Source organism: Thermoactinomyces sp. CICC 23799, from assembly GCF_016055145.1.
GTDB classification, from domain to species: domain Bacteria; phylum Bacillota; class Bacilli; order Thermoactinomycetales; family Thermoactinomycetaceae; genus Thermoactinomyces; species Thermoactinomyces intermedius.
On sequence record NZ_JAECVV010000001.1, the window covers coordinates 320,801 to 333,700 of the forward strand.

The 12,900-nt window shown below is 41.2% G+C and carries 16 protein-coding genes; all 16 read left to right on the forward strand.

The genetic code is table 11. From position 1 onward, the window contains the following. Positions 1-87 precede the first annotated feature (87 nt). Positions 88-855 (forward strand): hypothetical protein, encoded by a 768-nt coding sequence (locus tag I8U21_RS01720; RefSeq protein ID WP_198053099.1) that lies wholly within the window; start codon positions 88-90, stop codon positions 853-855. A gap of 709 nt (positions 856-1,564) precedes the next feature. Beyond that, positions 1,565-1,954 carry a hypothetical protein gene (locus I8U21_RS01725; protein ID WP_198053100.1) on the forward strand — a complete coding sequence of 130 codons (390 nt, stop codon included), beginning with the start codon at positions 1,565-1,567 and terminating at the stop codon, positions 1,952-1,954. Between the two features lie 441 nt (positions 1,955-2,395). Continuing rightward, complete coding sequence (locus I8U21_RS01730; protein WP_198053101.1) at positions 2,396-2,569, forward strand: Acb2/Tad1 domain-containing protein; 174 nt, start codon at positions 2,396-2,398, stop codon at positions 2,567-2,569. Between the two features lie 284 nt (positions 2,570-2,853). Continuing rightward, positions 2,854-3,054 carry a hypothetical protein gene (locus tag I8U21_RS01735; RefSeq protein WP_198053102.1) on the forward strand — a complete coding sequence of 67 codons (201 nt, stop codon included), beginning with the start codon at positions 2,854-2,856 and terminating at the stop codon, positions 3,052-3,054. A 120-nt stretch (positions 3,055-3,174) separates the two neighbouring features. Next, a complete protein-coding gene (locus tag I8U21_RS01740; RefSeq protein WP_232337429.1) occupies positions 3,175-4,953 on the forward strand; it encodes a DNA polymerase in 1,779 nt (592 codons plus the stop codon). Between the two features lie 12 nt (positions 4,954-4,965). Then, complete coding sequence (locus I8U21_RS01745; protein WP_198053103.1) at positions 4,966-5,166, forward strand: hypothetical protein; 201 nt, start codon at positions 4,966-4,968, stop codon at positions 5,164-5,166. After that, positions 5,159-6,205 (forward strand): DNA polymerase, encoded by a 1,047-nt coding sequence (locus I8U21_RS01750; protein ID WP_198053104.1) that lies wholly within the window; start codon positions 5,159-5,161, stop codon positions 6,203-6,205. Before I8U21_RS01745 ends, I8U21_RS01750 begins: the two co-directional genes overlap by 8 nt. Positions 6,206-6,297: 92 nt before the next feature. Then, the gene (locus I8U21_RS01755; RefSeq protein ID WP_198053105.1) at positions 6,298-7,395 is read left to right on the forward strand and encodes a hypothetical protein; all 1,098 of its coding nucleotides are present in this window, start codon (positions 6,298-6,300) and stop codon (positions 7,393-7,395) included. Next, entirely contained in the window at positions 7,383-7,859 is a 477-nt protein-coding gene (locus tag I8U21_RS01760) for a crossover junction endodeoxyribonuclease RuvC (RefSeq protein ID WP_198053106.1), read from the forward strand. Before I8U21_RS01755 ends, I8U21_RS01760 begins: the two co-directional genes overlap by 13 nt. 12 nt (positions 7,860-7,871) lie before the next feature. Then, entirely contained in the window at positions 7,872-9,923 is a 2,052-nt protein-coding gene (nrdJ, locus tag I8U21_RS01765; RefSeq protein WP_198053107.1) for a ribonucleoside-triphosphate reductase, adenosylcobalamin-dependent, read from the forward strand. A 161-nt stretch (positions 9,924-10,084) separates the two neighbouring features. Then, on the forward strand, positions 10,085-10,234 hold the full coding sequence (locus tag I8U21_RS01770) for a hypothetical protein (protein ID WP_198053108.1): 150 nt from the start codon (positions 10,085-10,087) through the stop codon (positions 10,232-10,234). Continuing rightward, positions 10,231-10,497, forward strand: coding sequence for a hypothetical protein (locus tag I8U21_RS01775; protein WP_198053109.1), 267 nt, complete (start codon positions 10,231-10,233; stop codon positions 10,495-10,497). Before I8U21_RS01770 ends, I8U21_RS01775 begins: the two co-directional genes overlap by 4 nt. Next, positions 10,490-10,930 carry a dUTP diphosphatase gene (gene dut, locus I8U21_RS01780; protein ID WP_198053110.1) on the forward strand — a complete coding sequence of 147 codons (441 nt, stop codon included), beginning with the start codon at positions 10,490-10,492 and terminating at the stop codon, positions 10,928-10,930. The genes I8U21_RS01775 and dut overlap by 8 nt, the downstream gene beginning before the upstream one ends. A gap of 90 nt (positions 10,931-11,020) precedes the next feature. After that, positions 11,021-11,548 carry a hypothetical protein gene (locus I8U21_RS01785; protein ID WP_198053111.1) on the forward strand — a complete coding sequence of 176 codons (528 nt, stop codon included), beginning with the start codon at positions 11,021-11,023 and terminating at the stop codon, positions 11,546-11,548. Beyond that, on the forward strand, positions 11,538-12,158 hold the full coding sequence (locus I8U21_RS01790; RefSeq protein WP_198053112.1) for a Mom family adenine methylcarbamoylation protein: 621 nt from the start codon (positions 11,538-11,540) through the stop codon (positions 12,156-12,158). Before I8U21_RS01785 ends, I8U21_RS01790 begins: the two co-directional genes overlap by 11 nt. Beyond that, entirely contained in the window at positions 12,148-12,900 is a 753-nt protein-coding gene (gene thyX / locus I8U21_RS01795) for an FAD-dependent thymidylate synthase (protein ID WP_198053113.1), read from the forward strand. Before I8U21_RS01790 ends, thyX begins: the two co-directional genes overlap by 11 nt.

Consider the following 12,900-nt stretch of genomic DNA (forward strand, 5'->3'; position numbering starts at 1 on the left):
GGCTAGTATTCACCCAATATGTTTAGGTGAATAGGGGATAGAAGAGTACCCCAGCAAAATAAGACAAAAAGGAAAAGGTGATGTTTAATGAGCATTTTTGTTAGACAAGGTAAAGAAGTTCTTCAAGAAGAACAAAAAACAGACCGCAAAGAAATTTTGAAGTATTTAAAATCCGGCGACTCAATTAAGGTTGCCGTTCTTGGTTTGGATTTCGGTGAGTATTTGCAACATGGAGACTATTATTTAAGTTCGAATTTCGGAGTTTACTCCATGCCGTGCTTAAAATATTCTGGTCAAGAAGACCTTTTTGATAAAGCAATTCCGCTTATGTATGAGGATTCCGAGAATCTTAAAGCTCAAGGTAAAGAGGATGAAGCCGAAGCCATGCGACGCCTCGCCAATGGCTTGCGTGCTAAGAAACGTATGATGTTTGGCTTCGTAGACTTGTCTACAGGAAATCAAATTGTTGTAGACCTGTCTCGGACACAGGGAGAGGCAATTGCAAATTCCATTCTTGATTATGAGGAAGATTTGGAAAATATTCCATTCGTCCTCTCTAAAAAAGGTACTGGAACCAGCACGACAGTAACATTACAGCCGATTATCAATTTGGATAAGGGTTTGAATGATACCGAACGTAATAACTTTGAACAAGCAAAAGGAACTAAGTTTAATCACGAACTATTCGAAAAGGTGTTCTTCACTAAATCACGAGAACAGCAAATTCAAGACTTAATGAAAATTGGATTTGATGTTACACGAATTGGTGAAAAACCTCTTGATAATGATGAATCTATTGAAGACAGTAAAGATAATAAATCCGTTGAACTTAGTGACGATGATTTGCCTTTCTAAATCTGATATGAATATTTAGGTTTGGACGGTTCACCAACGGCTAAGGACGGAACAGGTAGCCGTCACCCAGAGCTAGGAGATGTGGGAATTACCAACCCACTAGCCGTAGGTGAGTTTCTAAATCCTCTTTTTTATAAACTTCTAGGGTTCCGGGATAGCCGGGACGTGTCGGGGAAGCCACTGTCCAGAGAACGGCTCAAAACAGGGTGGCTACGGGGTGTAATGGTGGGGTTACACTCCATATTCAAATTGCTTAGTGCGCCGAGCAAAACAGGAACTTCACATTTAAAACCTATTCCTGTTTTGCTCAGCGCATTATGCGCTACGCCTACGTATCTGTAACATCGACCGTTTTGGTCGATTATTAGGATGCGTAGTCGTCATTAACTCTGGGCGACGGGGAAAACCAAGTAGGCTACTTTCCACGGTTTGTAAAGATACTGCCGAAAGGTGGGCACGTCCCGATAAGGGCATAGGGAGTAAGAAACCGTGGCGTGCCCTATGCCCGATGCCCTCCCCAAACATAACCGGGTTATTGAGGTAGGAAAGGTTCCCTACGCGCAGGCAAAACATGATGTCGCATGTGTAGCGCCTGACTGTACGGTTGGGTGTGATGAGATATGCGACATCTAATTAGTGCCTGTTACCAGAGATGCCGGACACGCCGACCGGTCAATAACCCGGAAATTAAAGAAAGGGGACGTTAAAAATGAGTGAGACAAACAGCGTTTACCGCCCCACAAAAAAAGGACTAAAACAGGCAAGGGAAAGGCTGAAAAAACGGCAAGAAGAATATAAACAGTATGTTTGTTCTTTAAGTTCGGAAGAGCTGCAGAAATCATCGGAAGAAAAACTAAAGGAAATAGCGGAGTTTTTAGCGAGCAATAGCGCTTCAATGGTAGAAGCTGTAGAGCCGGAATTAAAACCGTTATATGCATTCGTTGACGAAAACGGCGAGTATTACCGGGGCGAATCGTGGAATAACGTTAATATACGTATTTATACAACCGAAGCAAGGGCTTGGGCATACGTTAAACAGTTTAGGTCGAAAGATAAACCGCCTTTAACGCTGGTAAAATTAAACCCTACCAAACGGTAGGGCGCTTTTATAGGTACTTATTTACCGGGCTATGCTTTGCGTGTTGCTGCTTGATGTGTTCGTTGTCCAACTGAATATACCTACGGGTATATAGACATTGACTTTACGCTGGAAAACGGATGGATTCTCACTCTACATCTTGATTACGTCTATGATTTCAACTCTTCGGGGAAATTTACGATTGATTACAGCGACGAAGGTATTAAATGGGGAATTCGAACCGTTACTGATTATCACTTTTCCATGGAGTAATACGAAGCGTGGAGGGAGTCGAATAGTTCCGCCACGGTAAATTGAAGGAGGTAGTCTGAGTAACCAGCATTTACAAACCTATAAAGGACGGATTAAGGTGGGCACGTAAACGTTTGGCAAATGGAGTTGCAAAAACGCAACTCCTTTTTTCAGGCTCAAAGCCATCAATAAGCGAAAGGGGAATTGCGTATGAACAAGATGGAGATTCTGAAAGAAATCCTTTCCTTACAAAAGGTAGTAAACGAAACTTTGGAACCGAGTCGTGAAAAATCTTTAATTATGACGAAACTTGATGAAGCTGGTTTGTGGTTAACTAGATATATTGCAGTGCCTGCGGCGGATGAAGTTCCGAAGTCTGAATAAATTTTCTGAGGGAGTGGTTACATGAATTTACCATCGAATGTTGAATTTATGAAGGTTAATTTAGATGGTTCCTGTGAGGTCAAGTTTAGCAAGAAGCCTAATTTCATGTATATTTCGTTTGACCGGAAAGACAACGGAAACCACCTATTGGAACTTGTGTATTTAAATGGCGATTGGATTCGTCATTGGCAATCTATCGAATTGGAATCGTATGCAACCGAGGTTCCGAGTGTAAAAATAGAGTTTAACCCTATTAATTCAAACTCTTGAGGGAAGCGTTGGGGATGGGTAACATTCATGCAGAGGTAAAGCATGAAGTCGTTTATCAATTAGAATTCAATAAACGGTTTGCGAATAAGCTGTATGACGAACTTCATGAATACTTTAGTGAATACTCTAATGAATATACTGAATGCCCGGCAATAGATGAGCTGTATTATCTTCTTGCTAGGCTTTTGAACGAGGATGAAACTATTATCGACTAATGGGATAGCTGATTAGCTATCCCTTTTTTCGTATTGAAAAAAGTTTTTTTCGCGAATGTCTATTACCAGCCCATTTCTACCCACTACGTTAGGTGAATAGGGATAAGGAGGTTTTGTTGAATGGAAATTAAATTGAAATTCCATCCCGAAAAGCTGAACCAAGGAATGAAAGAGAGAGTGGAGAAGGTGCGGAAAGATGTTGAAACAGCAAATATGCCATCTCTTGAACAACTTAAGTATTTGCGAGACTCGGTTAAGTTGAACCAGAAAGAGGAAGAATTGTTCCGGTTAGTTGAGGAGGAGTTGGAAGCTGGAAGCCTCAAGTTAGAAGGCAAACTGACAAAGTCCCAAATTCTCCGGGTTGGACGGGGAATTGAAGAAAGAAGAGAGGAGAAGATGCGGATTCAAAGGGCACGTCAAGTTATCGAAACTAAACCGAAAAATTTTTATATTCTGACGGATGATAGCCAACTTCCGAAATTCCTAAAAAGACTTCGTACTGAGTGTACCTTGCAACGTAAAAAATGGGCAGGCAAATGGGACGACTTGGGCGTGAAAAGTCTAATTGCATGGGACTATGAGTCAACCGGGGTTGATAGTTTTATTGACCTAACAATTGGCGTTTCGTGTTGGCTTCCGCTATTGGATGAGGGTTATTATCTTCCTTATGGCCATATCGACGGAGTTAATGAAGTAAACGGTATGAAAATCCCGGCTGAGCTTCAACACCGGAAAGACGCCAAGCAATTAACCCGCTCAAAGGTAATCGAAGCTTTAAAGCCATATATGGAAGCTGAGACGGAGGGAAAATCCTTTCATATGGGTTCTGCCCGGTTTGACTTGAATATCACAAAGAATGATGGATATACCATCCGGGGAGCGGTTTTTGATACGCACGATGCGATGTACATTTTGAATGAGCATGAAGAGAGTTATGGATTGAAACCACTCGTTCAGAAGTATGGAAAGTTCCTTGGAATTGAAGGAAGTGTCTTTACATTCGAAGATTTGTTCTCTAGCTCGTCCCCTGCTCCGTTTAACATTGAGCTTGTGGGAGTCTACGCAATAAAAGACGTTCTTTATGGTTGGAAACTTACCGAGTGGCAGGTAAAAATGATGCAGAAAACTGACAACCTGTGGAAATGTTATTCCACGGTTGACAGTAAGTTACCGGAAACTGACGCTTTCCTGTTCCAGACTGGTTTTGAGATTGACTTGAATAAAATGAAACAACTTGAAGAAAAGTTTGAAGCCGAGTTGGAACAAGCAAAGAAAGATTTAATTGATTCCTTTAATATTGATGATTCCTGGCTTTATAAAATGAACATGCGTATCCAAGGCGATAAGATTCAAGATTGGATGAAGAAGCAAAAAGCAAAGGTGAAAAAGCTCAAGGAACGGATTGAGAAACAGAAGCAAATTATTAAGGAGTGCGAGGAGCAAGGGAAAACCAATTTGAAGAAGTACAAAACAGCACAACAAACATTACAGAAGGCAAAGCAAGAGTTGTTGCAAGTCGGAGAAATCAAACCACAAAACTGTCCTTTTTACTTCCACGAGTTTGTCTTAACAAACAATCGGCACATCCAATATCTAATCTATGAACACTTGAATATTGTGGACATCACGTCTAAATATAAACCGGGAAAAGAAAAAGCAGTTTCCAAAGACGTTTTGGAGGCTTATTTCGAGGATTACCCGGAGCTTGAGCCTTTGCGAAAGGTTTCGGAACTTGAAAAACTTCTTGGAACTTACGTGAAGAAAATTCCAAAAGCCCTTGACCCGGACGGCAAGTTGAGAGCTAGGTTTGATTCATGCGGAACCGCAACAGGTAGGTATTCGTCGTATGCCTATCGTGCACGGGATGTTGCTGTTCTTGACGATATTAAAAAATTGTAGGTGGTGTGTCTAGTGGACAATGAGCTGAAAGATATAGACCTTAAACATGCCGTAATGGTGGAAAAAGATTACGACGATGGTACTTTTAATATTTACGTAAGACAAGGCGAGTCAATGTATATTGAGTACTTTTGTAGTACTGATTGTGAGCGGAAAATGCTTAGGCTTGTTGAGTTGTTAAAAAAGGAAAGAGGGGAGTTTTATCATGATTAATGTTAACGATAATAACTACCTTGACGTTGTCCGTTTCTTGGTTAAAGATAACCGCATGAAACAACGCGGAACCAATCTCCAAAATATTCCGTCAAAGGGCAACGGTGAAAAAGTTCGCCGTTGCTTCGTCCCGCCGAAAGGCTGGGTGTTTGTGGGCGCGGATTTGTCCCAGATTGAACCTAGAATCCAAAGCCATATTATGTATACTCGGTATGGTGACAATTCTTTAAGAAGCATCTTCGTGGAAGGTGTAGACCTTTACACGACAATGGCAATGCGGACATTTAATCTTGATGAGAAATATTGTGTCGACAAGGCTTACGACCCTACAAACTCATTCCAACCAAGGAAGCTGATGAAACAAGGCGTACTTGCCGTTTCTTACCAACAAACACCTAAGGCGTTTGCTAAAACAATGAATGTTTCCGAGCAAGTGGCGGAAGACTTCTTCAAGAACTTTGAAGAATCTTTCCCGTCTTTCTCCACCATGGTTAAGGACACTATTGATTTTATGAGAAAGAATGGGTTCACGGAAACACTTTACGGAAGAAAACGTCGTTTCCCGAAATACCAATATTACCAAAGACAAATCAGACAAAATGAGCCGAAGTTACGGGAGCTTTACCAGAAACGAAAGAAACTTCTCTCAATCGAAAGACCGACACCTCTTCAACAAGAGCAGTTTAAGAAAATTCAGGAACAAATACGGGAGTTAAGGAAGCCACGGGCACTTGCGGCTAAAAATGAACGGGAAGCATTCAATGCGGTTATTCAGGGAACGGGTAGTGATATACTGAAGCAAAACGGGGCTAGGATGTATAAAGTTTGTCTTGAAAAAGGATGGAAAATGAATGCTTCAATTCATGATGAGCTGATTATTTCAATGCCCGAGGAAGACGTGACACCTGAAAATATTAAATTAGTTAACGATATTATGACAAAAACGGTTAAACTTTCCGTCCCACTCAAGTCTGACACCGTAATCATGACCGAGTGGATGGAAGAGGTTTCGCCAGAAGAATGGTTCAGCCGGGGGTAAAAATACCTCCGGTTTTTATTTTTGCATGTCTACTTTCATACCCTACAGTCCCCTATACGTTAGATGAAAAGAGTTAGAAAGGGGAGGTATACATGTTTCTAAAGACTTCGGAAGAACTGAAAAAAGAGTTGCAGGAACAAAAATTTGAGGAAAGAGGAAACCAGTTGGTAAGTGACTTTATTTCGATGCTCGACACGTGGTTTTCACTACCTATTAAAACTGATTCCAACTTGGAAGCTTATTATTTTCAAGCAAAAGCTGAAATTGCTTTATATCCGACTGATACAGATTTCAAAAAGAAATACTTTACGCCATCATCCGCTAACTCTTGTCCTAGGGAGTTATATTGCAAGCTAAAAGGCATGAAGCGAGACACGACAGAAAACCTCCCATATCGGGGCAGATGGCAACGGATGGGGACGCTGTTTGGTGAAATGGTGCAGAAAGAACTTTTGTATATTCATAAGCACTACAAACAAGCTACTGGAGAAAATCCCCCATTTGTGCCGCATTATGTGGAATTACAGTTAGGGGAGGAAGTTAAAAAATACCCGGCATGGGAGGACTTCGTAAAGCGTTCTAAGACAATTGTTTGGAACGGCGTGGAAGTTAATCTGATGGGAATGCCTGACGGAATCTTGAAATATAAAGATGGAAGTATTGTCGGGCTTGAAATCAAGTCTAAACAAACTTCTTACTCAAGAACATCGCATTTTTCGATGAAAAGCCCGTCTGAAAGCCACGTACTTCAGCTTGTTGGCTATTCACTTCTTTACGGTATTGATGAGTTTATTATTTTATATGGAAACCTGTCTAAGAAGGATTGGCTTATGAGTCACGAAGAGTACGACAAGTACCCGGATATTCGGGCTTTTTATGTGCGAGTGACTGAGGAAGACAGAGAGCAACTTCTTGACCGTTTTAGTGCGATAGTCAAAGCGGTTAAAGAGGGCAACCCTCCTAAGCTCGACATTGATAAGTGGGTATTCAACAACTATAAGCATGCTTGCATTATCTCTCTCACTGATGACGAAGTTGAAGAGATTAGGGATATGTACGAGGAAACGATGTTTGGACTAAGTAAATCTTCTAAGGTTTCTAGGGGCTTGAAAACCAAACTCGAAACCTTGCGGGATATTCTAAAGCACATCGACGAGGTTAAGGGAGGTGGGTTGCCATGGGAAAGCTAACGGTTTTAGGGTTGGATATATCACTTTCTAGCCCTGGCTTTGCCGTGCTGGAAGTGAAGGATAAGAAAGTTAAGTTATTGGAGTGCGGAAGCATTAAAGCCAACAATAAGCACTCCCAAATACAGAAGATGCGTAGAATTGTCTCGCATTTAGAAAGCCTAACATATGACTATGATGTCGATGTAAAAGTAAGAGAAAACAGCTTCGTCCGCCATAATCGGACAACGAAGATATTAGAGCGGACAGTTGGGGCTGTGCTGTTCACTCTGGGGGAAATGGAAGAAATTCCGCCAACAACAGTTAAAAAGCTATGTACTGGTGACGGAAAGGCTTCAAAGGAAGATGTTCAAGAATCAGTTAAGAAATGGCTAAGCCTTCCGTCTGATTATAAATTTCAAACTGATGATGAATCTGATGCCTGTGCTGTGGCATTGGCTTATTTAATTCAAAATGAATTACTGTAAGGGGTTGATTGTATGAGCAAACAATTACTGACTAAAGATTTCTTAGCAAAATATCCTGATTTCCCTAAGCATATGAACGAATTAGGAAAGTTTGTTTATTACCGCACATATTCAAGATGGATTCCTGAGTTAAAAAGACGGGAAACTTGGAAAGAAACAGTTGCAAGAGCAGTTGAATATAATTGTTCTCTTGTTGATGGAGTCACGAAGGAAGAAGCTGAGAAGTTATTTGACAATATCTTTAACCTTCGTCAATTTCTGAGCGGGAGAACTTTGTGGATTGGTGGAACGGAGGCCGCCAAGAAGTTCCCAATGGCAAATTTTAATTGTTCTTTTGTTGTTGTTGACGATTTTGAAGCTATTGACGATATATTTTATTTGTTGATGCTTGGTACCGGGACAGGTTTTAGAATCTTGAAAAGTGACGTTGATAAACTGCCCCGTGTGCGTACACATTTACCGACAGAATTCAAACCATACAACCCAACACCAAAACATAAACGGGCTGAACACACGTCTTTGGCATTTGAAGGGGATAAAGCAATTATCAAGGTTGGCGACTCAAAAGAGGGATGGGTGCAGTCTCTATCTTTCTATCTGCGTCTGTTCTGGGACAAAAAATATAGAAATGTACAAAGCGTGTTAATTGATTTTGACGACGTTAGACCGAAAGGTGAGAGGTTGGAGACGTTCGGTGGTACTGCCTCGGGGCATGAATCCCTGAAAAACATGTTTGAGAAGATTCATGACGTCTTGACAACAGACCGATTTGCCCCTAAACCAGTTAACGGAAAGCTTCGTCCGATTCATATTTTAGATATCTGTAATATCATCGGGGAAAATGTTGTAGTTGGAGGAGTAAGAAGAACGGCAGAAAATGCACTGCTAGATGCCGATGATGAAGAAACGATTTTAGCAAAGAAAGATATTCATCTGTACCCGGATAAATATCATAGATTCCTGTCTAATAACAGTATTTATTACACTTCAAAGCCGAGTTGGGAGAAAATAAAATGGCAATTTGATGTCTTAAAGGAAGAAGGGGAGCCTTGCTTCTTAAATGCTGAGGCGGCTCAAAAAAGACGCCCGAATTTCAACGGAGTTAATCCTTGCTTTGAAATCTTACTGGATTCTCGTGGCTTGTGTAATCTAACCACGGTAAATGTGATGGCATTTGTAAAGGGTGGAAACTTAGATATGAAAGGTCTTTTGGAGGCTCAGCGTTTATCCGCAAGGGCAAGTTACCGCATGACCAACGTCACATTGGAACTTCATAAATGGGATGAAATCCAAAAGCGTGACCGTTTGCTGGGTTGTAGTTTAACTGGTTGGAAAGATGCTATGGAAGCTTTAGGTTATGATTCTAAGAAAGAGGCAGAATTGCTGAGAAAATTAAAAGAAGTTGCAAGAAAGTCAGCCGACGAGTATGCAGATTCACTCGGACTTAACCGTCCATTGCTTGTAACAACTGTTAAACCTGAGGGAACGTTGTCGCAACTGTGCGGCGGAGTAAGTAGTGGATTACACCACACGCACGCTCCGTACTATATCCGACGCATTAGAATTAACGCCCATGACCCACTCTTAAAAACTGTTGAAGAGCTTGGCTGGGCTACTCATAACGAAGTTGGGCAAGGAGAGTTTGTAAATGGTCGTTATGTTCCGGTGACAACTAAGGTAATTGACTTCCCTGTCAAATCACCTGTAAGCCGGACTAAATATGACGTAACTGCTATTGAGCAATTGGAAACCTATTATAGATTCCAAGAAAACTATACTGAACACAATAGTAGCAATACTATCTCAATTAAAGATGGCGAATGGGAAGATGTGGTTAAAAACGTTTGGGAGTTTTGGGACGACATGGTGGCTGTGTCGTTCTTGAAATTGGATAACCACGTTTACGAATTAGCACCGTATGAGACAGTAGACAAGAAGCAATATCAAGAACTTAAGTCTAAGATGAAGCCATTTGACCCCGAACTATTACAAAAATATGAAAACGGGGACGATTTTGATTTGGGTAATGAAGGCTGTGAAGGCGGTGCGTGTCCAATTAGATAATACAACATACCTCTCCCTGCCAAGTTCGGTGGGGAGATTTTTTATATTTTTTCAATCCCAATGTCCAATCTAGCACTTCTTTTGCCCACTACGTTAGGTGAATAGGGGATAGAAGAGGCTCCCCAAAGACAGAAAATCTAGAAAGATAAGGAGAGATTGCAATGGGTATTAACGAGGCATACGAACGTTATGTAATGGGTGAAATTGACGAAGAAGAATACTTAGATATGGTTTATGGCGGTCAAATCAACTTAACAAGAAGTGAAAAGATTTTCCGCCATAGCAGGGATGAGGAGGTAGTGGAAAGATGAGTACTGTTCGTGACTTTTTGGGATGGATTGACGAAGTTGAAGAAATATATACCTCTAGAAGGTTTAGATATAAAGCGTTTGTAGTTAGAGACGTTGTTTATGAGTACATTTATAGATTTGGCGATACTTCAACAGTTGATGAGTTTTCAAACTGGGTTAGCTATGAAGCCTCATCAACTGACAACTATGCTTTCATTGAGGACTTGGCGTTAGTTGAGGAGTTTTTATATCAATATCAATTTGGGGTGATGGACTATGAATAAGGTTCTTTTAGTTAGGAAAATGCATCCGACAGCTAGTTTACCTTCTTACGCACATATTGGGGATGCGGGATTTGATTTGAAGGCAAATTTACCTACAGCCGTTACGATTTATCCCGGAGAAAGAAAACTTATAGGTACCGGAATCGCACTAGATATTCCGTATGGTTATGAAGTTCAAATCCGTCCCCGTTCCGGATTGGCTTTGAAGCACGGAATCACTGTACTTAACACTCCCGGAACAATTGACTACGGGTATAAGCAGGAAATTGGGATTATCCTTATCAACTTAGGAGACCGTCCCTATACAATTCGTCCTGACGAGCGTATCGCTCAAGGTGTTTTAGCGCCAGTTACTTTTGCTATTTTTGAAGAAGTTGACGATTTCGACGAAGGTTTTGACCGAGGCGGCGGCTTCGGCAGTACAGGAAAGTAAACACGACGACAAGAGAATTTGAACAAAAGAGCCTGCATTACTGCGGGTTCTTTTTTATTGCAAAAAATCAGAGAGAAAGGGAGAGGTATTATGACACAAAAAACTTACGGATTCCAAGCACAATTGAAGGTTGGAGAGTTGGGAGAGGAAACATTGGACAAGTATTTTGCAAAGAAAGGTTACGAAATTGAGAAAGTATCAATGAAAGAACAACGCCGAGGCATTGACCGAATACTCAAAAAAGATGGAAAAGAGATTAAGGTTGAGTACAAAACAGACGCATTAACCGCGCGAACTGGAAATGTTTTTGTTGAAACCATTAGTAGTTCAAAATCCGGGGCATTGGGTTGGGCAATGAAAACTCATGCTGATTACGTATTTTATTATGTCCCGAGCTATAAACAAGCCTTAATCCTGAAACCACAATATTTGCGAAATAAAATACCGTTCTGGGTTTTTGAATACAAACAGCGACCAGTTAGAAACAAGGGATATTTCAGTTATGGAATTCCCGTTCCGTGGGAGGTGCTGAAAAAAGATTGTCAAGTTTTAAATATTGATGTCTCTGTTGACGAAGTTGACTCTGTCAACGAGGAGGCGGCAGTAGGTGAGAATTAAAGATATGTCGGTTGAGTTGTGTGATGTTAATGAGATTAGGGATTTCATCGCAAAATGGCACTATTCAGGCGGCATTAACGGAGTGCGTAGTCGATACTGTTTCAAATTGCTGTACGACGGAGAAATAATCGGAGCCGCCATCTTCGGTGGCGTTGCTATGGCTAACGTGTGGAAAAAGTACGTGAGTCGTGAAGAGGATTTGTTAGAATTACGACGTCTATGCTGTATTGATGACACGCCGAAGAATACGGAAAGTTACTTTATAGGTCAATGTTTGAGGTGGCTGTTGAATAACACGGAGGTAAAAAAGGTCATTAGTTATGCGGATATGGATTATGGGCACGAAGGGGTTATATATCAGGCGACAAATTTCGAGTACTTAGGAAAAACAAGCACGGGACGAGCTATTCTTTTTGAAGGCAAAAGATACCACGATAAAGCGATTAGAACGAAATACAAAGGTAAATTAAAACCATTTGCTCAACGGTTGCGGGAAGCCTTAGAACGTGGCGATGCTACCTATACCAAAACAAAGGGTAAGCATCGCTATTTGTATGACCTTGAGGCAAGGAGAAAGAAGAAAGGAAAGGGTGATGGATATGAACGTTAAATTAATTGCCCACACCCAGCTAGCTATGGACTTTATGGGTAAATTAAATGATACAACAGCTGAGGGATACTTGAGTGAAAAAATGACAGACGGTCAAGCGGTAGCACTCACCGCCATCCGGACTTGTTACAGCCACTTACTGCCTAGTGACATTTTGAATTCCGAGTATGAAAAGTACTTTGAGAGGCAGGCAACCGACGGGAAAGGCGGAACGGAAGCGGACAGACTTATCCGACATATCATAAACTCCGGACATCTTAGCACGATGGAACATCTTTCCTTTACATTTGCTATCGAGGGTGTAAGCCGTTCCCTGCTAGCTCAACTTACACGACATAGAATTGGCTTTAGTTATTCTGTCCAGTCTCAACGGTTCACAAAATTTGGTTCGAATGACCGTTCTGGCGGTGCTGGGTATGTTATTCCACATACGATTGAAGACAACCCAGAGGCGTTATCTATCTATAGTAACTTCACTGAAGAAATGCAAAGAGCTTATGATAATCTGCGCAAATTGAGCATCCCTGCAGAAGATGCCCGCTATGTACTGAGTAATGGCGTTACCTGTAACTTGGTTATGACCGCTAATTTAAGAGCGCTTTTGGACTTTTACAGCAAAAGGAACGAAAACACACATGCTCAATGGGAAATTAAGCAGCTTGCTGAACAATTACGGGAGGAAGTAACGAAAGTTGAAAATTGGTTAGAACCGTTTTTTGAAAAATTGAAAGGAGGTAAATAA